Origin of the sequence: Dyella sp. ASV21 (genome assembly GCF_016428975.1) — a bacterium.
In the GTDB taxonomy this organism is placed as follows: Bacteria; Pseudomonadota; Gammaproteobacteria; order Xanthomonadales; family Rhodanobacteraceae; genus Dyella.
In genome coordinates this window covers 1-21,002 of record NZ_JAELTT010000069.1, presented here as the reverse complement: position 1 = coordinate 21,002, position 21,002 = coordinate 1, and the positions used below count along the sequence as shown (strand labels likewise).

At 64.6% G+C, this 21,002-nt stretch carries 22 protein-coding genes; 18 read left to right on the top strand and 4 right to left on the bottom strand.

Annotated features, from left to right (window positions below):
* The 11 genes from JHD67_RS22410 to JHD67_RS17685 all read left to right on the top strand — a co-directional run.
* The coding region (locus JHD67_RS22410; protein ID WP_233172011.1) for a hypothetical protein at nt 1-285 on the top strand (285 nt) is incomplete at its 5' end.
* A gap of 199 nt (nt 286-484) precedes the next feature.
* Nucleotides 485-1,315: a DUF2239 family protein gene (locus tag JHD67_RS17730; protein WP_199100520.1), complete on the top strand. Its 831-nt coding sequence runs from the start codon at nt 485-487 to the stop codon at nt 1,313-1,315.
* Nucleotides 1,315-1,665 carry a GIY-YIG nuclease family protein gene (locus JHD67_RS17725; protein WP_199100519.1) on the top strand — a complete coding sequence of 117 codons (351 nt, stop codon included), beginning with the start codon at nt 1,315-1,317 and terminating at the stop codon, nt 1,663-1,665. Before JHD67_RS17730 ends, JHD67_RS17725 begins: the two co-directional genes overlap by 1 nt.
* Before the next feature lie 71 nt (nt 1,666-1,736).
* Nucleotides 1,737-2,564 carry an SAM-dependent methyltransferase gene (locus JHD67_RS17720; RefSeq protein ID WP_199100521.1) on the top strand — a complete coding sequence of 276 codons (828 nt, stop codon included), beginning with the start codon at nt 1,737-1,739 and terminating at the stop codon, nt 2,562-2,564.
* Nucleotides 2,565-2,765: 201 nt separating this feature from the next.
* Nucleotides 2,766-3,062, top strand: a complete 297-nt coding sequence (locus JHD67_RS17715; protein ID WP_199100518.1) for a hypothetical protein — start codon at nt 2,766-2,768, stop codon at nt 3,060-3,062.
* A gap of 14 nt (nt 3,063-3,076) precedes the next feature.
* Nucleotides 3,077-4,852 carry a GGDEF domain-containing protein gene (locus tag JHD67_RS17710; RefSeq protein ID WP_199100517.1) on the top strand — a complete coding sequence of 592 codons (1,776 nt, stop codon included), beginning with the start codon at nt 3,077-3,079 and terminating at the stop codon, nt 4,850-4,852.
* A gap of 95 nt (nt 4,853-4,947) precedes the next feature.
* Nucleotides 4,948-5,307 (top strand): DUF2946 family protein, encoded by a 360-nt coding sequence (locus tag JHD67_RS17705; protein WP_199100516.1) that lies wholly within the window; start codon nt 4,948-4,950, stop codon nt 5,305-5,307.
* A gap of 243 nt (nt 5,308-5,550) precedes the next feature.
* The gene (locus JHD67_RS17700) at nt 5,551-6,834 is read left to right on the top strand and encodes an SGNH/GDSL hydrolase family protein (RefSeq protein ID WP_199100515.1); all 1,284 of its coding nucleotides are present in this window, start codon (nt 5,551-5,553) and stop codon (nt 6,832-6,834) included.
* 43 nt (nt 6,835-6,877) lie between these two features.
* Complete coding sequence (locus JHD67_RS17695) at nt 6,878-7,903, top strand: beta-propeller fold lactonase family protein (protein ID WP_199100514.1); 1,026 nt, start codon at nt 6,878-6,880, stop codon at nt 7,901-7,903.
* Between the two features lie 33 nt (nt 7,904-7,936).
* Entirely contained in the window at nt 7,937-8,929 is a 993-nt protein-coding gene (locus tag JHD67_RS17690) for a sterol desaturase family protein (RefSeq protein ID WP_199100513.1), read from the top strand.
* A gap of 362 nt (nt 8,930-9,291) precedes the next feature.
* Nucleotides 9,292-10,710, top strand: coding sequence for a diguanylate cyclase (locus tag JHD67_RS17685; RefSeq protein ID WP_199100512.1), 1,419 nt, complete (start codon nt 9,292-9,294; stop codon nt 10,708-10,710).
* A 62-nt stretch (nt 10,711-10,772) separates the two neighbouring features.
* On the opposite strand, the gene JHD67_RS17680 is transcribed toward JHD67_RS17685, so the two are convergent.
* The 3 genes from JHD67_RS17680 to JHD67_RS17670 all read right to left on the bottom strand — a co-directional run bounded on the left by JHD67_RS17680 (nt 10,773) and on the right by JHD67_RS17670 (nt 13,437).
* Nucleotides 10,773-12,719, bottom strand: coding sequence for a M61 family metallopeptidase (locus JHD67_RS17680; protein ID WP_199100511.1), 1,947 nt, complete (start codon nt 12,717-12,719; stop codon nt 10,773-10,775).
* A gap of 79 nt (nt 12,720-12,798) precedes the next feature.
* A complete protein-coding gene (locus tag JHD67_RS17675) occupies nt 12,799-13,152 on the bottom strand; it encodes a UBP-type zinc finger domain-containing protein (RefSeq protein WP_199100510.1) in 354 nt (117 codons plus the stop codon).
* Between the two features lie 51 nt (nt 13,153-13,203).
* The gene (locus tag JHD67_RS17670; RefSeq protein WP_199100509.1) at nt 13,204-13,437 is read right to left on the bottom strand and encodes a hypothetical protein; all 234 of its coding nucleotides are present in this window, start codon (nt 13,435-13,437) and stop codon (nt 13,204-13,206) included.
* Nucleotides 13,438-13,603: 166 nt separating this feature from the next.
* Between JHD67_RS17670 and JHD67_RS17665 the strand changes: the two genes are divergently transcribed.
* From JHD67_RS17665 to JHD67_RS17645, 5 genes are all read left to right on the top strand, one after another.
* A complete protein-coding gene (locus JHD67_RS17665) occupies nt 13,604-14,023 on the top strand; it encodes a DUF2946 family protein (protein ID WP_199100508.1) in 420 nt (139 codons plus the stop codon).
* A gap of 145 nt (nt 14,024-14,168) precedes the next feature.
* The gene (locus tag JHD67_RS17660; RefSeq protein ID WP_199100507.1) at nt 14,169-16,262 is read left to right on the top strand and encodes a TonB-dependent copper receptor; all 2,094 of its coding nucleotides are present in this window, start codon (nt 14,169-14,171) and stop codon (nt 16,260-16,262) included.
* A gap of 186 nt (nt 16,263-16,448) precedes the next feature.
* Nucleotides 16,449-16,793, top strand: coding sequence for a DUF2946 domain-containing protein (locus JHD67_RS17655; RefSeq protein WP_199100506.1), 345 nt, complete (start codon nt 16,449-16,451; stop codon nt 16,791-16,793).
* A 142-nt stretch (nt 16,794-16,935) separates the two neighbouring features.
* Nucleotides 16,936-18,042, top strand: coding sequence for a transporter (locus JHD67_RS17650; protein WP_199100505.1), 1,107 nt, complete (start codon nt 16,936-16,938; stop codon nt 18,040-18,042).
* Between the two features lie 62 nt (nt 18,043-18,104).
* Entirely contained in the window at nt 18,105-18,650 is a 546-nt protein-coding gene (locus tag JHD67_RS17645; protein ID WP_199100504.1) for a TlpA disulfide reductase family protein, read from the top strand.
* Here JHD67_RS17645 and JHD67_RS17640 read toward each other — a convergent pair.
* The gene (locus JHD67_RS17640; protein WP_199100503.1) at nt 18,641-19,531 is read right to left on the bottom strand and encodes a LysR family transcriptional regulator; all 891 of its coding nucleotides are present in this window, start codon (nt 19,529-19,531) and stop codon (nt 18,641-18,643) included. The genes JHD67_RS17645 and JHD67_RS17640 overlap by 10 nt on opposite strands.
* A gap of 115 nt (nt 19,532-19,646) precedes the next feature.
* On the opposite strand from JHD67_RS17640, the gene JHD67_RS17635 reads away from it, so the two are divergent.
* Nucleotides 19,647-20,630 (top strand): aldo/keto reductase, encoded by a 984-nt coding sequence (locus JHD67_RS17635; RefSeq protein WP_199100502.1) that lies wholly within the window; start codon nt 19,647-19,649, stop codon nt 20,628-20,630.
* 26 nt (nt 20,631-20,656) lie between these two features.
* Nucleotides 20,657-21,002, top strand: a 346-nt coding sequence (locus tag JHD67_RS17630) for a carboxymuconolactone decarboxylase family protein (RefSeq protein ID WP_199100501.1), incomplete at its 3' end; no start/stop codon positions are given.

Below are 21,002 nucleotides of genomic sequence, written 5' to 3'. Positions count from 1 at the left end.
GAGGCCACTGATGCAGGCGATCATGGCCTGATGGCATCGCTTCGACTCGAAGCCATGCGTTGGCATAACGAGCCGAGCGACCGGCCATCTCGACCATCGGCGTTACGTTTTCACACAGCCTCGGTCGAAAGCAGACCTTTTCAAAATCATATCGGCAAGCGCCTCTCGCACGCATGGTCAGTACCAGTGGGTGTCCAGCGCCTACCGGACTCGATGTTCGACCTGACCAGAATCCGCACCCGACGCATGGCCGTGTTGCAGCCATCAGGCCATACCTGCGCGTGACGTGCGGCAAGCAGCGCATCGGTTTGGGCCGGGCAAGGCGGACATTCCCCATCGCCCCTTCGGATGCCTAGGCCCGCGCCTGGCGGCGACGGCTTGCTTGCTAATTTTACCCGGGTGTTATTGATTCGCCATTTATACCCGGGTATATTTCGCCGCAACACCGACCCGCTCCGGCGGCCCCGCACCTGGAATCCGTGACATGCCCGCATCCGCGCCCACCACCATCCGCTATCTCGAGCCCACTGAAGCCTCGGGGCGCGCCTTTGTCATGCGGCAACTGAGCGGACCGGTGGTCATGCTCAATCTGCTTCGCTTTCGTGCAATCGCGGACTACTCGGCCAGCCCGGCACTGGCGCCGTCCTCGCCTATCCGCGGCGCGGATGCCTTTCAGCGCTATATCGCGCATACGCTGCCCTTTTTGCGCGAGTCCGGTGGCGATATCGCTTTTCTTGGCGAGGGTGGCGCGTGGCTGATCGGTCCATCTGAGGAGCGCTGGGATATGGCCATGCTGATTCGCCATCGCGATGCCTCGACCTTCCTCGGCTTTGCGTCACACGCGGCGTATCTGGCGGGCATGGGCCACCGCATCGCCGCCATTGAGGACGCACGGCTGCTGCCCTTGTCCGAGGCTGTGTCGACGGGCGAGCAGCGGTTGCCGCCCTTGCTGGCCGAACAGCCAAGCACCGCACACCACGGCGAGCGCAGCGTTCGCCTGCTGGACCGTCATTGGGCGTGGCTCAAGGCGCAGCCCCGCAGCGCCAGCGCCAGTCTGCGTGCCATGGTGGAAGAAGCCAGCCGCGATGCACACGGCCGATATCGCGCGGCCCAGGCCAAGGAAGCCTGCTACCTGTATATGCGCGACATGGCGGGAGACCGGCCGCATTTCGAAGAAGCCGTGCGCGCCTTGTTCGCCGATGATCGCGCGACACTAGCGCAGCGGATGGCATCGTGGCCCGGCGAGGTGCAGGCGCAGATTCACCATCTGCTTGGTCCCTCCTGGCCCGAAGGCCGTCACGGAGTCGTCAGGTAATGGATCGCCATGCGCGCAAGGCACTCAAGCAAGCCTACAAGCTGACATTACCGCCCATGGGTATCTACGCGATCCGAAACCTGGCGTCCGGGCGCATGCTGATCGATCAAAGCCCTCACCTCACGGGCAGCCTCAATCGTCACCGCGCTGAACTCCGGCTCGGCACGCATCGAAACAAGGCGTTGATGGACGACTGGCACCGCCTGGGCGAAGCCGGCTTTGCGTTCGAGGTGATGCAGACCCTTGAACCACGCGCGGAGCCCGACTTCGACTATGCGGCGGAACTCGCGCAGATGCTGGGCGACTGGCGCCAGCGCGTGCCGCCTGGGACGGCGGCCTCCTATCTGTAACCGCTGACCGGCCTTGCGCATGCGGCGACGTGCGCGTGCGCCTGTATCAAGCGTTGCCCTACTATCGGGCGATGAATACACACCTTTCCGCACCTGCAAATAGCACCACCCGCGGCACGCTGGCCTGCGTCGGCCTGGGCATGACCCTGGGCTCGCACCTCACTCCGCTCGCGCGCAGTCATATCGAGCAGGCCGACGTGGTCTTTGCCGCGCTATCCACCAGCGCCAGCGAGATGTGGCTGCGCCGCATGAACCCGAACGTGCACAGCCTTCAGCCCTACTACGGGGAAGGCAAGTCGCGCCAGAAAACCTACCGCGAATGGGTCGACGTGATGCTGGCCGAAGTGCGCGCGGGCAAGCGCGTCTGCGGCGTGTTCTACGGACATCCCTGCATCTTTGCCTGGTCGCCGCGCACCGCTGTGAATGAAGCCCGCGCGGAAGGCTTCGTCGCGCACCTGGAGCCTGGCATTTCCGCCGAGGACTGCCTGTACGCCGACCTGGGCATCGACCCGGGCCGCTTCGGCTGCCAGCACTTTGAAGCCAGCCAGTTGCTGTTCTACGAGCGCCGCATCGATGCCACCGGCTATCTGGTGCTGTGGCAGGCCGCACTGGTCGGCGACTGGTCGCTGACGCGCTTTGAAACCGGCCCCGCCTACAAGCAGGTGCTGGTGGACGTGTTGAGCGCCGACTATCCGCTGGATCACGAGGTGATCGTCTACCGCGCCGCCACGCTGCCCATCGACAAGCCGCAGATCCGCCATGTGACCCTGCGTGACCTGCCCACCACCGCCATGACCGCAGAGGACACCCTGGTGCTGCCGCCCGCCACGGCATTGAAGCCCAATCAGGCGATCCGTCAGCGCTTGCGGATATTGGATGAGGCCCATTCCCTGGCATGAATCGGGCCACGCTATAGGGTCACGCCAAAGGAAGCAGCCTATCGGCCGACCTTGCCCGGGCAGCCCACTGCCCGAACTCCGCCAGGCGACGGCGCATATAGCTGTCGTCTTAGTGTCCTATAAGATCAATTACCGCTTAGTATCCCCGGGAGGATTGCATCCCTCGGGGTGCACGTAGTCAAAGGGAAACAGGGGGAAAACATGTCGAACACGATCGATTTGCTGGAAGCTATCGGCAAGGACGCTGCTCTGCGTCATGCCTCGGCCGAAGATCTGGGCAAGGTGCTTGAGCAGGCCAACGCCTCCGATGCGCTCAAGGCCGCCGTGCAGGCCGGTGATAGTTCACTGCTGGGGGCGGAGCTTGGCCACAAGCCCATGCGCGTGAACCACGACTCGCATACGGGCGGCCACGAGGGAGAAGAGCCCGATCACAAGGACGATCAGGACCATCCGCAGCAGCCGGCCAATCCTGTGCCGAGCGACGCTTCGCACGCCTGATAGGCCTCGCCGGCATGCTGCGCAGGTGGTGCCGGCATCTGCCATGGCCCGCTTTCGCGGCCATGGCGTTTTGCGCGCTCCTGTCACCCGCGCATGCGGCGACGCAGGAGCTCGACCTCGCGGCGCGGCTTGATCAGACCGAAAGCCTGCGCACCGCCGATCACTCGCGTTTCGCTCAGCAACTGCGGGAGTTGCGCGAGCATGCCGTAACGATGGCACCAGAGCTGTACTGGCGCCTGCGCTATCTGGAGGCCTGGGAAGCCTCTTTCCAGGCTGATTACAGCAACGCCGAGCCGCGCTTTCTGGATGTGATCGATCATTCGGGAAACCCCGCCCTGGTCACCAAGGCCACCGCCGTGCTGATGGGCGATATGGCCCGCAACAAGCGCTATGGCGAAGCCTTTGAGCTGGCCAATCGGCTGGTTGCCGAGCTGCCCCGAGCCCAGGATCGGCTTGCCCGCTTCATGGCCTTGTCCTACCTGTCGCAATTGCTGCGCTCGGCCGGTCAATACGATCTGGCCGCGCAGTACGCGCACGATATGGCGCAGGACCTCCCGACGAGCGAGACGTCCTGCAAGCCGATGACCATCTTGCTCACCGCTCTTTACGAGGGTCGCAAGATCGCCTCCGCCAGCCCGCAACTCCAGCAAGGCGTCGAGGCATGCGAGGCCGCGGGGGAATCGGTGTTCACCAACACCATCCTGCTCACCAAGGGCAGTCTTTACCTTGACGAGAATCAGCCGGAGAAAGCGCTGGCGCTGGTGCAGCGCATCCTGCCAAGCATTCTTGCCGGTCAGTACTACTCCAACACGCTGGCCGCGCACGCGGAAATGGCCGAGGCCTATTGGCAGCTGGGCGACGAAGCATCGGCGCGCAAGGAGGCCCTTGCCACCATCGCGCTCAGCGATCCCGACGATCTCAACGAAACGCTGCGTGACACGTATCTGCTGCTCTATCGGCTCGACAAGAAGCGCGGCGATGTCGTGTCCGCGCTGGCCCACCACGAGCACTACGTAGCGCAGGATGTGGGCTACCTCGACGACGTTCGCGCCCGCGCACTCGCCTATGCCGTGGCCCAGCAGCATGTGCTCGCGCAAAAACTCGAGACGGAAAAACTGAGTCGGCAGAACAATATCCTCCGGCTGCAGCGGGCACTAGACACCAAGGCGGTGGAAACCGGCCGCCTGTACATCGCGCTGTTGTTGGTGATCCTGGTCTCGGCGGTGTTCGGGCTGCTGCGCCTGAAACGCTCGCAGCTACGGTTCAAGAAGCTGTCCTCCATGGATGGCCTTACCGGCATCCTCAATCATCAGCACTTCATCGGCGCGGCGGATCGCGCCGTACGCCAACTGGAGAAAAAATCGGGCGCCGCCTGCCTGATCTTTATCGACCTGGATCACTTCAAGCAGGTCAACGACACGCATGGCCACGCCACCGGCGATGCCGTGCTGAGACGAACCGTCGCCATCTGCAAGCAACACTTGCGCCCCACCGATCTGTTTGGCCGACTCGGTGGCGAGGAGTTCGCCATCCTGCTGCTCGACTGCTCACGCGATCAGGGCCTGGTGGTAGCCAATCGCATCCGCCAAGCTATTGAGGCCACCAGCATCGAGCTCGACGAGGGCGCCGTCTCCTTCTCCGCCAGCGTGGGCCTGGCGGCTGCGCGCACGGCGGGCTACGACTTGCAGCGGCTATGCCGTGAGGCGGATGCCGCGCTCTACCGCGCCAAGCGCACGGGCCGCAACCGCGTCATGGCCGATATAGAGAACGATCACCTGCTCAAGGCCTGACACGTGAGGCCACAGCGGGCGCCCCGCCCCGGGCAAACGCCGGATGTGGCATGATTCCGCGAGTTTGCTCAAGGCTTTAGCTCGCCAGGTTCCCCTTGCACCGTCGCCCTACCCGCCGCCGTTTGTCCACCTGGCTGGCCCTGCTTGCCCTGGGGCTGCTGCTGGCTGCACCCACGGTGTCGCGCACGCTGGCAAGCGTGACGCCCCCACTCGACCTGGGCGCGTGGTGCACGGGGCACGGCCTGGATCGCGCACGCGGCGCCCCTGCACACCCCGCAGCAGACCACGCCTGCGGCTACTGCGCCCTGGCGAGCCAAAGTCCGGGCCTGGTCGGCAGCGTCCATGTGCAGGTCGCCCCGCTGCGCGCGGCCGCCATGGCGCACGCGGACGCGGCGCAGCGGGCGCCCTATGCCACCGGCCTGCCCCCCCATTCGCGCGGACCGCCCCAGGCCTGATCCAGCGCCCTTGCAGACAACGCATGCCGGCCTGGCCGACACACGTTCCGTCAGCGATACGCGCGCGGCGATTGGAGGCAGGCGAAGATGCGTTCTTCGATGCGTCAGCGCCTTGCCATTTATCCGCCAGGGCCGTGTGTGACCCGCGCGCGCATCATTCTTCTGCAGGCTTTGCACAGCGGTACAGGCTGAGGAAAGCCAACTGCAGGCATTCTTTGACGTTGTTGGATGAAAGGTTTACTCGTGCGTTTGTCGTCTTTGTTTGAATCGCGCCGCGCCAGCCGTTGCTGCCTGCTCGCCCTCGCACTGCTCCCTTGCCTGGCCCTCGCCGAGTCCACCACGTGGACGTCGACGTGGATGACCTCGCTGCAAGCAATTCCTCAGCGCGCGGCACTGCCGCCGCTGTACCAGGCGCCGGAGGTAAGTGGTCGCACCGTCCGCCAGATCGTCTATCCCACGCTCAGCGGTCAGGAAGTGCGCCTGCATGTAAGCAATCGCTATGCAAACACGCCACTCGATATCCAGCGGATGCGCATCGCGCCGGCCCAAAGCAGCGCAGCAGCCACCCGTGGTGCTGGCATGGCGGTGACCTTCGGTGGACAGGCGCAACTGCGCCTTCCGCCCGGGGGCGAGGCCGACAGCGACCCGGTCGCCTTGGCGGTAACCAGCCACCAACCGTACGCCATCAGCAGCCTGCTCGGCCCACAACAGCGCCTGCAGGCGTGGCATCGCGTGGCGAGCCAGGCAAGCTATATCTCCACGCCGGGCGATCACACCGACGACCGCGCGGCGGACGCATTCCGCGTGCGCTTTACCCAGTTTGCCTGGGTGACCTCGTTGGCGGTGCCACAAAGCCCCACCGGTGCGGTGCTTGCCATCGGCGACTCGATCACCGACGGCATGCGCTCCACCCCGGGCAGCAATCGCCGTTGGCCCGACGCGCTCTCGCGCCGGCTCGGCGGCGCCATGACCCAGCCACCGGCCGTGCTCAACGCGGGCATCAGCGGTAACCGCCTGCTGTCCGACTCGCCGTGTTATGGCGAGCGACTGGTCGCGCGCATCGAACACGAACTGGACAACCAGCCAGGCGTGCACACGGTGATCGCGCTCATCGGCATCAATGACATCAACTTCGCCGCCATGCCCGCGCACGGTGGCCTCGATTGCGATGAACCCCACACGGCCGTCAGCGCCGACAGCCTTATCGCCGGATACCGTCGTGTCATTGCGGCGGCGCATCGGCATCATGCACGGGTGCTGCTGGGCACGTTGACGCCGGCAGACCTGCCCGCTGCCCGGGAATCACTGCGCAGCGCGGTCAACCAGTGGATCCGCGGTAACCGCGAGGCCGACGGTTTCGTGGATTTCGACGCGGCACTGCGTGATCCTGCGCGCCCGGGCAGCCTGCGCAAGAACTACGACAGCGGCGACCACATTCACCCCAGCGATGCCGGGTACGCAGCCATGGCCGACGCCGTGCCGCTGTCCTTGCTCACGTCCAACACCCAGCAACGTACCGCGCATTGATCGGCGACGGCACGCACCCTTACCGCAGCACCAGGTTACGTACATGAAGCTCTCGTTAGTTGGCTCTTTCCTCGCCTCGCTCCGCCCACGCTCCTGGGGTGGCTTTTTCATCGCTGCGCTATTGACGCTGCCTGGCTTCGCCGTCGCGGCGGAGCGCGTGATCGTGCTGGATTCGGCCGAGGCCCAGCTGAGCCTGATCGACCCGGTGACGCGCAAGGTGGTCGACACGCTGCCTACCGGCAAGGAACCGCACCACTTGATGATCACGCCCGATCGCAGCTCGCTCATCGTGGCCAATTCCGTATCCAACAGCCTGATGTTCATCGACCCGCGCTCCGGTCAGTTGCAGCGTCGCCTGGAAGGCGTGGATGACCCGTATCAGCTCGGTTTCTCGCCGGACCATCGCTGGTTCGTCACGGCGGCGCTGCGCCTCAATCGCGTGGACATCTACCGCTATGACGGCCGCAACTTCACAGTGTCCAAGCGCATCCCGATCGGCAAGACGCCTAGCCATCTCAACTTCTCCTCCGACGGCAAGCTGGTGTTCGTCACCCTGCAGGACTCGGGCGAACTGGCCGCCATCGACCTGGCGACCCAGACCATCGCGTGGCGCATGCCGGTGGGCAATGCGCCGGCTGGCTTGTGGATGACGCCCAACGATCAGTACCTGCTGGTCGGCATGACCGGCGAGGACAATGTGGCCGTGGTGGACTGGCGCAAGCAGAAGGTGGTCAAGCGCATTCCTACCGGGCGCGGCGCGCACAACTTCCGCGGGCTCAACGACGGCAGTCACGTGGCCATCAGCAACCGCGTATCCAACACCATCAGCATCATCGATTATCAAACCCTCACCAAGACCCGCGACATCACCGGCCTGCTGCCCGGCCCGGACGATATGGAACTCACCGCCGACCGCCGCTTTCTGTGGGTCACTTTCCGCTTTGCGCGCCAGGTGGGCGTGATCGACATGAGTACCTACAAGCTGGTGGACACCATTCGCGTGGGTCGCTCGCCGCACGGCATCTACTTCGCCAATCGCGCGCCCCTGCTCGGCCCCAATCCGGATTGATCCACACCACCACTTGCGGACGCCGCATCGAACATGATCGACCTTATCAATACTCTCCAAGACGGCATCGCCCAGTTGCAAACCTGGCTTTACGTCGATGTTGCGCAACCGCTGCTGTTCGCGCTGGGCCTGATGGGCTACGACGAGGAAACCTATGATGCGCTCTACTGGGTCATCATCGGCATGCTGCAGATCGTGGTGATGTACGCCGTGCTGCGTCCACTGGAGGCGCTGCGCCCCATCGAGCCATGGCAGGATCGCAAGGCCACGCGCGTGGATATTCTCTACACCTGGATCGCCAAGCTGGGTGTATACAACATGCTGTTCTTCATGCTTTTGCAGCCCTGGTTCGATCGGCTGCAAAGCCTGATGGCGATCCACGGCATCCCCAACATCCAGTTGGATGGCTTTTGGCCGGGCCTGAGCGACCATCCGCTGGTGTCCTTTCTGATCTACCTGGTGGTGCTCGATGTTGCCGGCTACTGGTATCACCGCTGGCAGCATCGCTTTGGCGTGTGGTGGGAGTTGCACGCGGTGCACCACAGCCAGCGCCAGATGTCACTGTGGACCGACGACCGCAATCACGTGCTGGATACGGTGATCGAAGCGGGCTTCTTCGCCGCCCTTTCCTTGTTCATCGGCGTGGAGCCGGGCCAGTACGTGGTACTGGTGGCGGTGAGCAACGTGTTGCAGAGCGTGCAGCACGTCAACGCGCGCCTGCCCTTTGGGCCGGTGCTGGAGCGCCTGTTGGTGAGCCCCAGCTTTCATCGTCGCCACCACGCCATCGGCTACGGTCATGAGGGCACCCGCTACGGCTGCAACTTTGGCGTGCTGCTCCCTTGGTGGGACATGCTGTTTCGCACCGCCTCCTGGGATACCACACCGGAGCCCACCGGCATCCGCGATCAGCTCCCCGCCCCCGAAGGTCACCTGCGCGATTACGGTCGCGGCTGGTGGGCACAGCAGTTCCGCGCCATTCCGCGCATCGCCATGCGTATGCGCACCACACTCGGCGGCGCGCGCTGAGCTACGGCTCCGGCGCCCAGCGCCGGAGCATGCGCTTACCCTCCCTAACCCTCCCCCTGCATGCCGGGCACACGGGTCATCCGCGGATAGGTGTCCGCATTCGGAAACAGCGGAGCCGTCACGCTTCGCCGGGGCACCGGTGGATACGATCCTGGCGTGCAGGGCATCGATCAGGCTGGCCGGGAGAGGATGCGCGCCGGCCGGCATGGACGCCATGCGGTGATCCACGCCCCTATCGGTTTCCATGCGACAAGCGCCCTCAAGCTCCGGCGAAGAGCGGCCGAAAACGTGTATGGATTGGGCTTGCCTTGCGCTGAAATACTCTCGTATCGTCGAGCCAGTGTCTTAGGAGAAGGGGCGTCGTGCTGGGTTTTCTGGCCATCGCGTTTCTTGTTTGCCATGCCTTGGCTGTTTTGCTGTTCCCTCATCAGGCCCGGTTGCTCTCCTACCTCTTTCTGATCGCCGCCCCGCTGCTGGCCGGCCTTGCATGCATGCGACGCAGTCGTGGCGACTCGGCCGCCAGTGGATGGATAGCGCTGGCCTTGGGCATGTTGCTGTGGACCGTGGGCATGGCGTCAAACATGCTGATGGAGCTGATCCTGGTCCATGGCACGCCTACGCCGGGGGTGAGCATGTTCTGTTACGTGCTGTATGGCGTACCGCTGACGTATGCGATGGCGACACCGGCCAAGGAAGCATGGCCGGTGCGCATCATCGATGGATTGCTCGCCCTGTCCATCGGCTACCTGTTCTTCGTGCACACTTTTTCCTATGCCACGCTGAACAATGCCAGCGACGAAGGCGTGGCCCGCTTGCGCCTGATGTTCGACATCGAGAATGTGTTCATCGCGGTGTTCGCGCTGGTGCGCTGGGTGGCGACGTCCGATGGCGATCGCCGGGCCTTTTTCCGCACATTGAGCGCCTTCGCCGTCGCCTATCTGTTGACGGCGGGCTACATCAATCACTTTCAGGCGGACACCGACTACGGCAGCACGATCGACCTGGTCATCGATCTGCCGTTCGTGCTTCTGCTGGTACTGGCGATTCGCCCATCGCGTGGAAGTGACAACGTGGATGCCCCGCGCAAGCTCAGCCATATCGTGCGCGCCGGCAGTCCGCTGATGATGCCGGTGACGTTACTGATCGTCTCCGTGCTCATCCTGCGTACCCACCCCACCCTGTCGATGGCCGGCATGATTATCGCAATGCTCGGCTACGGGGTGCGCAGTGTGCTTACCCAGGTGCGTACCCTGGAAGAGCAGGATCAGCTCAATGAACTCTCCCGCATGGACCCCCTCACCGGCATTGCCAACCGCCGGCATTTCGATGAGACGCTCATCCGTGATTGGTCGCATGCGCGACGGCACGCCGAGGGCATGGCTTTGTTGCTGATCGACATCGATTACTTCAAGCCGCTCAACGATGGCTTCGGGCATCCGACCGGGGACGCCTATCTGCGCGGCGTGGCCACCGCGCTGACGGAGTGCGTGACGCGGGGCAGCGACCTGGTGGCGCGCTATGGCGGGGAGGAGTTTGCGGTACTGCTTCCCGCCACCACGATGGAGGGCGCGAAGATGCTGGGCGAGGCGATTCGCACGGCCGTCGCGCAACGACGACTGCCCATGCCGCCCCCTCATGAGTATCTGAGCGTGAGCGTGGGCGTCGGTTATGCGACGCCGCCTATCGGGCCGCAGCCCGATGCGCTGATCGCCGCCACCGACGCCGCGCTTTACGACGCCAAGCACGACGGGCGTAATCGGGTGCGATGCCGCCAGCTCTAACGCAATGCATCCCGGTGTGTCGAAATAATCCATATCGACACACCGATTCACTGCAATCGTCCCTACTTGCGGGCGCCGATGATCTCGCTCAGGTAATCGGGCGTGCCGTTGATCCGCACCAGGTGCGGATACTGCAGCCCCTCGTGATAATCCACCGCCACCGTGCGGAAGCCACCCTGGTATTGCAGCAACAGTTGAATGGGCGCCTTGCTGGTCTTGGCGGCGATGATGGCGCTCTTGAGCGTATCGGTGGAATAGGTTTGACCATTCACGGCGACCAGGGTGGCGCCGGTGGTCACCCCCGCCTTGAACGCCGGCCCGTTCCAGCGCACATCGTTCACCTGGCCCTTGTCGTTCATGGTCACGCCGATGGACCAGGCGAAGTTGTACAAGTGGCGCGAGGGCTGCGAACGGCTGTTGTACTGTTTTTCATAGGCGCTCTCCTGGTCGGTATAGACCAGCTTCCAACCGGTGGCCGCCAAGCCGTTCTGCAACGGCGGGTTGAGCGTATCGACGCGACTGCGCAGGAAGCCGGCCCAGTCGTACGGGGCGACGCCATTCAGCGCGGCCACCACGTCGTCGAAGGTATAGGTCTTGGTGACGTAGCTGCCGTTGTCCACGCCAAAGAACGCGCGCGCGAAATCATCCAGCGATTTACGATCCTTGGTCAGCTCGCGCAGCTTGCCGTCCACCTCCAGCCACATCATCTGGCCGGCGCTGTAGTACTCCTCACTCATCTGCCAGCTGCGGTAAGGCAGGCTGGAACGACGCGCCACGGTCGGATCGTTGGTGGTGTCCTCCAGCGTGCGCCACGCAAAGCCTTCGCGGTTGCGATCGTAGTTGGCGGCCACCATGGCAAGGGCATCGCGGAACTGCTGCGGCGTCCACATGCCGGCGCGCGCCGTGAGCACAAAGCCCCAGTACTGCGTCTGCCCCTCGTAGACCCACAGCAGGGAATCGCCCATCGGCACGTTGAAGTTGGGCGTCCACAGATCGGCCGGCCGGCGGAACTTGCCGTTCCAGGAGTGGACGTATTCGTGCGCCAGCAGGTCGCGATCCGGTGCGGCATCGCTCCACGCGGTGAAATAGTCCGTGCCCAGGCCATCCTCGCTGGACTGATGATGCTCGGTACCATTGCCGCCCAACTGGTCCGACAGCGAGAACAGGAAATCATAGTGATCGTAGTGATGCGAGCCGAACAGCTTGGTCGCCTGGGTCACCAGGTTGCGATGCACGCTTACCTGCTCGGGCGTCATTTCCAGGTACTTGGGTGCATCGGCGAACACGTCCATATGCACCGGCGCATCGCCGCCCGGGTTCAAGTCGACGCGCTTGAAGTACTGCCCCGCGTAGATCGGCGAGTCGATCAAGGTGTTGAGCGGCACCGGCTTGAAGGTGATGGTGTCACCAGACTGCACCGCGGTTTCCAACGCCGTGCCCAGCAGCCAGCCCTTGGGCAAGGTCACGCTGGGCGCATAGGTGATACCGCGCGAGTAATAGCCGGCTGGATAGAGCGTCACCTTGCTCCACTCCATGTCCATCATGGTGTCGGTGATCTCGAAGCCCTCGCTTTCGTTGCGGCCCGAGAGGTACTGGAACTCCGCCTCCAGCGTGGTCACGCCAGCGGGCACGTCCACATGAAAGGCGTAGACGTTGTACTTGTCGCGCTTCCACGCCAGCGGCTTGCCGTTGGCGCTGAGCATGAGGCCGGCAAGCATGTTGATCGGGCCGGTCGGCGAGTGGTCGCCGGGAATCCATTGCGGATAGAGCAGGGTCAAGGCACCGGCTTTGACCGGAATGCTCTCGCGTACGCGAAAGATGCCCTGCACCTTGTCGCTGGCATCCACGTGAAGCGCGATGGTGCCGGCGTACGGCGTGTCCTGCGGCGCCGGCACGTCGTCCTGTGCGATGGCCACGCCACCGGTAAGCGCCAACGCGACGGCCAAGGCAAGGCGTGAAAACCTGCGACGTGCGGCAACCGACAAGGCGAAGGGCGATACACGGGACATGGGCGGCTCCAACGAGCATGTGAAGGGTCCGGCAACTTAACATCACCCGAGCCGCCTCACGCCAGTGGAAAACGCGTCCCTAGTCGTGCAGCAGCGACTGCCAGTTGCGGGGAACCTTGCCCTGCGGCCCCGGTGTCGGCTGATCCAGGGGGTGGAACAACGGCGGCCGCAAAGCAGGCCCTTCGAACAGCGCGTCGGTGCGGTAGTCGTAGAACCAGCGTTCGTCCGGCTCGAAGTTGCTGATCACCGGATGCCCGGTGGCGTGAAAGTGCTTGCTGGCATGCTGGCTCGGCGAACTGTCGCAACAACCGATGTGCCCACACTCCGCGCAACGGCGCAGATGAAACCACCAGCCACCGGTTTTCAGGCATTCGACGCAGCCCGTGCCGCTGGGTTGCGCATCCAGGTTGATGCCGTTATCGCTGACGCTCATGCGTTGGCTCCTTGGTCATGCCATCGATACACGTGCCGTTCCTTGACCCCATCACGCGGGACCCGAGGTATCCAGCTTCCAGAAGAACACCGCAAGAAACACCACGGTAAGCACCGCTATCAGGACCATGCGGATCACGTGGTCTCCCGCCGGCGTGATCACGCGAGGTAACGTCCACATGGACAAGGCGTAGATCAGCGTGGCGAGCCACCCTTGCCAGGTCCGCGGCCCATAGCCAATGCCAAACCGCTTGCGACCAAACCAGTACTTTCCATCGCCCTTCATGCGCAGCGCTCTCGCTGGTGGGATTGGAGCGGAATTCTAAGCCTTGTGCACGCGATGGATGCACGCGGCGTCCAAGCCATGGCACCCGGGCCATGAAGCCGAGCAGCCTGCGGCGACGCGCGTCGATATGTCACAGCACGCCGGCCCTGCCCCGGGGAGCGGCTTCATGGCACCATTCCGCAAGTTCTTACTCTGGATGGGCATGGGTCGCGGACGCGTCCAACGCAGCGCAGTGGCATGGCTCGCCCTATGGGCGTTATGCCTGTTGCTGGTCGCACCCAGTGTGTCGCGCCTGCACATGGCGGCGGGCATGCCATCGGGCATGGGCGCCATGTGTGGCGACCACGGCCATGCACCGCCTTCCACCGACCCTCACCACGCCGATGCACTCGATGCGTGCGGCTATTGCGTACTCATCGGTCACTCACCGTTGCTGGGCGGCAGCATCGTCTTCACCGTCGCCGCCCTGCCCGGTGCGCCGATCAAGGCGTTCGACGATCATCAGGACGCGTCGCTAGCCGTGGCGCGCAAGCAGCCGGCGCGTGGCCCGCCCGCGCCGGCGCTGAGCACGCTCGCTTCACGCTGAGCCGTTCCGCTCAATCGCCCAACTTTCCCCTCCGGCACCCGCCGGCGTCGAACGTCTACGCGTAATCAACGCGTGGGAAGGCGTGCGTCGCCATGCCTGGAACCTGGCGCGCCGTCGCGCCGCTTCGTCACAACAAGACTCGCACATGATCACTCTCCCCATGCCCTCCACCGCCACGCGCGGCGCCCTCGCGTTCGCGGTGAGCCTTGCACTCAGCGCCCCGGCGTTCGCCGCCGACGACACCTCCCCCGCTTCCACCACGCTGACGCCGGTGGTGGTTACCGCCACTATGCAGGACAGCCCGCTCACCATCACCACCGACCCCAAGCAGCCGCGCCAGCCGGTACCGGCCAGCGACGGCGCCGATTTCCTCAAGAGCATTCCCGGCTTCTCCACCATCCGCAAAGGCGGCAGCAACGGCGACCCGCTGCTGCGCGGCATGAGCGGGTCGCGCCTCAACATCCTCATCGATGGCGGCCAGATCGCCGGCGGCTGCCCCTCGCGCATGGACCCGCCAACCGCATATATCGCACCGCAACTGTACGATCGCGTCACCATCATCAAGGGGCCGGAAACCGTACTGTACGGCCCTGGCAATTCCGCTGGCGTCGTCTTGTTCGATCGCGACTACGCGCGCTATACCCAAGCCACGGTGGAGGGTAGCGCCAGCACGCTGTTCGGCTCGGCCGGTCGCAATGACCAGAACCTGGATCTGCGCGCGGGCAACTCCGTCGGTTACCTGGGCTTGAGCGCCAACCACACGCATGCGCAGGACTACAAGGATGGCGACGGCAACCGCGTGCATTCGCGCTACGACCGCTGGAACGCCGACGCCACGCTGGGCTGGACGCCCAGCGACGACACACGCGTGGAGCTATCCGCAGGCAAAGGCAACGGGCAGGCCGCCTACGCTTTCAGCGGCATGGACGGCGCGCAGTTCCTTCGCGAGAGCGCCGCACTCAAGTGGACCCAGCAACACCTCACCACGCATTGGGAGAAGCTGGAGATGCAGGCGTATACCCAATACGCCGACCACGTGATGGACAACTACACGCTGCGCCTTCCCGACCCGCACAGCATGATGGCGATGGCCATGGCGGCGGACGTGGACCGCCGCACGTCGGGTGGCCGCGTGGTCGGCACGTGGCGCTGGGACGATGCCTTGGAAATCCAGGCCGGCGTGGATGGCTCCGCCAGCGTGCACACCGGCCGCATGGGTGGACCACCGGGCAGCATGATGGGCTACTACAAAGACCAGCCCCGTGTGCGCGATGCACGCCTGCAAGACATCGGCGCCTTCGGCGAGGCGCGCTGGGCCTTCGCCCCATCCCAGCGCCTTGTTTCCGGCGTGCGCGTGGATCGCGCACAGGCGCGCGGCTACACGCTGGATGCCAGCGAGGCCGGCATGGGCGCCATGAGCGGCATGGCGATGGGCAGCATGCCGGTAGCCGCCAACCGCAGCGACACACTGCCCGCCGGCTTCGTGCGCTACGAGCGCGACCTGCGCAGCCTGCCCGCCACGTTCTATGCGGGCATCGGCCACGTCGAGCGCTTCCCCGACTATTGGGAGCTGTTCGGCCAGCACGTGCAGGGCACGTTGGCAAGCTTTAATGCTCTACGGCCCGAGCGCACCACGCAGTTGGATATCGGCATGCACTATCGCACCGATCGCCTGAAGGCCTGGGTCTCGGCCTATGCCGGCGTCGTCAACGATTTCATCCTGATGCACTACCCGGTCCATGCCATGGACAGCGGCTCGGCCAGCAACGTGCAGGCGCGCATTGCAGGCGGTGAAGCCGGTGCGAGCTACGCCGTGACCGATCACTGGAAAGCTGATATCACGCTCTCCTACGCCTGGGGCGAGAACCGCACCGAGCATCGCCCGCTCCCACAGATGCCACCGCTGGATGCACGCCTGGGCCTGACCTACGAGGCCCCGCACTGGTCAGCCGGCGCGCTGTGGCGACTGGCGACGGCGCAGCATCGTGTCGCCAGGAACGAAGGCAACATCGTGGGGCAGGATCTTGGACCCAGCGCGGGCTTTGGCGTGTTCTCGCTCAACGCGGCCTATCGTCTCGATCCGCGCTTGACGCTGAGTACGGGCGTGGACAACGTGTTCAACAAGACCTACGCCGAACACGTCAATGCAGCCACGGTGGGCTTGACCGGTTACGTGAACACGCTGCGTGTGAACGAACCGGGCCGCACGCTGTGGATCAAGCTGGACACGACGTTCTAAGGCCACGCACGGCGATTCCGGGGCACCTCCCGCCCCGGAATCGCAGGAAATTCCGAGCATCTCCAAGCCACGCCTGCGACGTCGCGCACCGCTGGGCGCTCGGCCACGCATGCTACATTGAGGTCCTTGGCTCGCTCTTTACCAGTATCGATTCACGTGCCGCGACGCAGACCTCACCGACAACTCGTGACCTGGCTGGCTTGGCTGGCCATGGCGCTCATTGTCGTGGCGCCGGCCATCTCGCGCGTGATGCCGATGCCGGCGTCCATGCACGCCATGATGGGCAGCGATTGTCCGCAAGCCATGTCGATGGGCGACCATGCCCCGGCACCGGACCATCCATCGGACACGACCGATCGCTGCGGCTACTGCGTACTGCTGGAACAGCAATCACTGCTGTTGAGCGCGGGCGTGCCCACGCTGTGGCCGCAGCTTCCCACTCCGCTCGTGGCACCCCGCGTGGCGCTGCCACGCATGGATCGCACACCGCGACTCAGCGCCGATCCACGCGGACCACCGTCGCTCGCCTGACGCGCTTTACCTCCCCCTGCCATCGCCGCAGCCTGCGGCAAACGCGCGCTCGCGCGTTTTCTCAGGAACTGCGTTCGCACATGCGCAGCACTTTACGTGCGCGGACAACCACGTCCGACGCACCGTCGCGAGCCACCCGTCCATGCCTATCTCCACGTTGTTTATTCCGCGTCGCCTCACTCATCGCCCGCCCTCATGGCGCAAGGCACGCAGCGCCGCCATCGCCCTGCTTGCCCTTGGACCGCTGCCGCAGTTAGCCCATGCCTGCGCCACCTGCGGCTGCACGCTCAGCACCGATGCCGCCACGGGCTACTCAACCGCCAGCGGCTGGCGCATCAACATCGACTACACCTATATCGACCAGGATCAATTGCGCCACGGCAGCAGCAGCGCGGGGCCGGCGCAGGTGGTGAACCAGCCGTCCGACCCTTCGCTGGGCGGCGGGGAGATCGAAAAGCAGACCATCAATCGCTATATCAACCTGGGCGCCAGCTACCGCTTCAACGCCGATTGGGGCGTGAGTTTCGTCGTGCCGTATGTGATACGCGACCACGACACCTATGGCACGCAACTGGCGCCCTACACACCGAGCGAGACCTCGCCCGACCAGATCAGCAACGCGCACGTGGCCGGCGTTGGTGATGTGAAGGTCATCGGCAGCTATCAGGGCTTTCTGCCGCAGCACAACCTGGGCATCCAGTTCGGCATCAAGCTGCCAACCGGTCACTACGGCGGCCAGACCGACGACGGCAGCTTCGTGGGGCAGCCCACCACGTTCCGCTCAGGTCCGGGCCTGGGCCAGTCGCTGGACAGCAGCCTGCAAGCCGGCACCGGTAGCACCGACCTGATCGTGGGCGCGTACTACTTCCAGCCAATCAGCCAGAACTTCGATATGTTCGCCAATGGACAATTCCAGGCCGCCGTCAGCGAACGCATGGACCAGCCCGGTGCCAATTTCCGCCCCGGCAATCTGGCCTCCGCCAGCCTGGGTTTGCGCTATGAAGCCCACGCCAACTGGGTACCGCAGTTGCAGCTTAATCTGTTCCATCGCAGCGCCGACCAGGGCGCATTCGCCGATACGCCCGATACCGCAGGCACGGTGGCTTACCTGAGCCCCGGCATCAGCACCAGCCTCACCTCCAATCTGCAGATGTACGCCTTTGTGCAGGTGCCGGTGTATAGCCACCTGGAGGGATATCAGTTGTTCCCGCACTGGACCGGCACCGTGGGCATCAGCATGAAGCTGTAGGACGCGCATCGCCGCCAAGGGTGGCGACACGCTGGGTATCACCGTTGGAGACATGGGTTTTGATGTATCGCCTGCCACGCTTTGTTTGCTTCGCACTCGCTGCCGCGCTATGCGCGGCAACGGCTTGCCCCGCGCTTGCCAACGATTTGCAGGTGGGCAAGCCTGCGCCGCCCATCGCCCTGCAAACGCTGGACGGCCACCGCATCACCCTGGCGCAGTTGCGCGGCAAAACGGTAATCCTGACCTTCTGGGCGACGTGGTGTGCGCCATGCCAGGAGGAATTGCCGCTGCTCTCCAACTACGCCGATGCGCATCGCGACGACGGCCTCGTCGTACTGGGCATCAGTCTCGATACGCCGGACACGCTGGCCCAAGTGCAGCGCACCGCCAAAGCGCTGAGCTTTCCCGTCGGCCTTCTCGGCGATCCGCATGTACCCGGCTACGGGCGCATATGGCGCCTTCCGGTCACCTTCGTGATCGACCGCGATGGCCGGCTCGTCCATGACGGCTGGAAGGACAAGCAACCGGAATTTACCCGTGAGCGGCTGGACCAGGTGGTCACGCCACTGCTGCAGGCGCCGCCGCCGACAGCAACGCCTCAGCGATAGCGCAAGGCATCCAGCAGCAATGAAAACGCCGGCGAATGCTGGCGGCGACTGGGGTAGTAAAGGTGATAGCCGGGGAACGGCGGGCACCAGTCCGATAGCAGGCGCTTCAAGCGGCGCGCGGTGATGTCGGCCTTGACCATATCCTCCGGCAGGTAAGCCAGCCCGAAACCATCCAACGCAGCCTCGCGAATCTGCCGGATATTGTTGAAGGCCAGGCGCCCTTCCACGCGCACGTTCAACGCGTGGCCGTCGCGCTCGAATTCCCACGCGTACAACCCGCCATGGGTGAGGAAACGGATGTTGATGCAATCGTGCCGGGTAAGGTCGCGCGGCGTCCGCACGGCCGGCCGCCCTGCCAGATAGTTGGGCGCGCCGACCACGGCCATGCGCATCGGCGGGCCAATGGGCACCGCTACCATGTCCTTGGCGACCTGTTCGCCCAGTCGGATACCCGCATCGAAGCGTTCCGCCACGATGTCGGTGAGCGACGAATCGGTGATCACCTCCACCCGGATATCCGGGTACGTCGGCAGCAGCTTGCGCAGCGCCGGCCACAACACGCGGGTCGCCGCGTGCTCGCCCGTGGTGATGCGCAGCGTGCCGCTGGGTTTGTCGCGCAACTCGCTCAAGGCCGCCACGGCGGCATCGATGTCTTCGAAGTTGGGCGACAGTTCGCGGACGAGTCGTTCACCCGCCTCGGTGGGTGCCACATGGCGCGTGGTGCGCGTGAGCAGGCGCAAACCCAGTCGGGCCTCCAGTCCGCGCATGGTGTGACTGAGCGCCGATTGCGATACCCCCAACTGGGCCGCCGCGCGAGTAAAGCTGCGCTCCCGCGCCACGGCCAGAAAGGCGAGCAAGTCGTTGTAGTTCTCGCGAGGCATGCGTGACCCTCCAACTCATGAATTTAAATCATAAAAGCATTCGCATTACGGCGTCTAATCAAGACAAAGCCGGAGCCTCACACTAAGCGTGATTCCTCTTCAACGGAGCATGCTCATGCAATCACGCACTCTCGGCCGCAACGGCCTCACGGTCTCGGCGCTTGGCCTGGGCTGCATGGGTCTCAACTACGGCTACGGGCCCGGCGTGGACAAGGCCCAGGCCATCCAGCTCATCCGCGATGCGGTGGACGCGGGCGTCACCTTCTTCGACACCGCCGAAGCCTACGGCCCGTTCACCAACGAGGAACTGGTCGGCCAAGCGCTCGCGCCGGTGCGCGACCAAGTGGTGATCGCCACCAAGTTCGGCTTCAAGGATGGCTTGGTGCAGCAGGGCATGGACAGTCGGCCCGAACGCATACGCGCCGTCGCGGAATCCGCGCTCAAGCGCTTGCGCACCGATCGCATCGACCTGTTCTACCAGCACCGGGTCGACCCGCAGGTGCCCATGGAGGACGTTGCCGGCGCCGTACGCGACCTCGTTGCCGAGGGCAAGGTGAAGCATTTCGGGCTCTCCGAAGCGGGCGTGGTGTCGATCCGGCGAGCGCACGCGGTGCAGCCGGTGACCGCGCTGCAAAGCGAATACTCGTTGTGGTGGCGCGAACCGGAGCGCGAGGTGTTGCCGACCTGCGAGGAGCTGGGTATCGGCTTTGTACCGTTCAGCCCGCTGGGCAAAGGCTTTCTCACCGGCAAGATCGACGCCAGCACGCGCTTTGACCCGGATGACTTCCGCTCCATCGTGCCGCGCTTCACGGCCGAGGCACGCCAGGCGAACCAAGCCCTGGTGGAACTACTGGAGCGCATCGCCGCCACGCGACAGGCGACACCCGCACAGATCGCCTTGGCCTGGCTGCTCGCCCAGAAGCCGTGGATCGTACCCATTCCCGGCACCACCAAACGCACCCGGCTGCTGGAAAACATGGGCGCCGCCGCTATCGCGCTTCAGGCCGATGAACTGCAACGCATCGACGATGCCTTGGCGCACATCCAGGTACACGGGGAGCGTTATCCCCCGCATCTGGCAGCACGCGCCGGCAAGTAACGCCCTCTCCCGCCAAAGGTTTCATCATGTCGCCAACCGATAACCCCATGGCCGCCCAGCCGTCGCTGCTTGGCGCACAGCACGCCACCGACCCGGAGCTCGCTACGCTGTTCCAGCACTGGGTGTTGGATGAAGTCAATGCCGCCGCACCAATGGACGCGCGACTGCGCTGGATGGTGCAGCTTGCCGCCCTGATCGCCTGCCAGGCCGAGGATGCCTATGGCGTACACCTGGAGCAGGCGCTCGCTGCACAACTGAGCGCGGTGGAAGCCCGCGAGGTGCTGTACCAGAGCGTGCCTTATGTAGGCATGGGCAAGGTCTTCGGCTTCCTGCGCATTACCCGCGAGGTGTTCCAGCGTCACGGCGCGCCGT

Coding starts and splice junctions, on each gene's coding strand:
- JHD67_RS17695 (WP_199100514.1), top strand. CDS start 6,878: ATGAAGCTCTCGTTAGTTGGCTCTTTCCTCGCCTCGCTCCGCCCACGC.
- JHD67_RS17675 (WP_199100510.1), bottom strand. CDS start 13,152: ATGAGCGTCAGCGATAACGGCATCAACCTGGATGCGCAACCCAGCGGC.
- JHD67_RS17690 (WP_199100513.1), top strand. CDS start 7,937: ATGATCGACCTTATCAATACTCTCCAAGACGGCATCGCCCAGTTGCAA.
- JHD67_RS17665 (WP_199100508.1), top strand. CDS start 13,604: ATGGCACCATTCCGCAAGTTCTTACTCTGGATGGGCATGGGTCGCGGA.
- JHD67_RS17635 (WP_199100502.1), top strand. CDS start 19,647: ATGCAATCACGCACTCTCGGCCGCAACGGCCTCACGGTCTCGGCGCTT.
- JHD67_RS17680 (WP_199100511.1), bottom strand. CDS start 12,719: ATGTCCCGTGTATCGCCCTTCGCCTTGTCGGTTGCCGCACGTCGCAGG.
- JHD67_RS17725 (WP_199100519.1), top strand. CDS start 1,315: ATGGATCGCCATGCGCGCAAGGCACTCAAGCAAGCCTACAAGCTGACA.
- JHD67_RS17650 (WP_199100505.1), top strand. CDS start 16,936: ATGCCTATCTCCACGTTGTTTATTCCGCGTCGCCTCACTCATCGCCCG.
- JHD67_RS17730 (WP_199100520.1), top strand. CDS start 485: ATGCCCGCATCCGCGCCCACCACCATCCGCTATCTCGAGCCCACTGAA.
- JHD67_RS17645 (WP_199100504.1), top strand. CDS start 18,105: ATGTATCGCCTGCCACGCTTTGTTTGCTTCGCACTCGCTGCCGCGCTA.
- JHD67_RS17670 (WP_199100509.1), bottom strand. CDS start 13,437: ATGAAGGGCGATGGAAAGTACTGGTTTGGTCGCAAGCGGTTTGGCATT.
- JHD67_RS17660 (WP_199100507.1), top strand. CDS start 14,169: ATGATCACTCTCCCCATGCCCTCCACCGCCACGCGCGGCGCCCTCGCG.
- JHD67_RS17720 (WP_199100521.1), top strand. CDS start 1,737: ATGAATACACACCTTTCCGCACCTGCAAATAGCACCACCCGCGGCACG.
- JHD67_RS17710 (WP_199100517.1), top strand. CDS start 3,077: ATGCTGCGCAGGTGGTGCCGGCATCTGCCATGGCCCGCTTTCGCGGCC.
- JHD67_RS17715 (WP_199100518.1), top strand. CDS start 2,766: ATGTCGAACACGATCGATTTGCTGGAAGCTATCGGCAAGGACGCTGCT.
- JHD67_RS17640 (WP_199100503.1), bottom strand. CDS start 19,531: ATGCCTCGCGAGAACTACAACGACTTGCTCGCCTTTCTGGCCGTGGCG.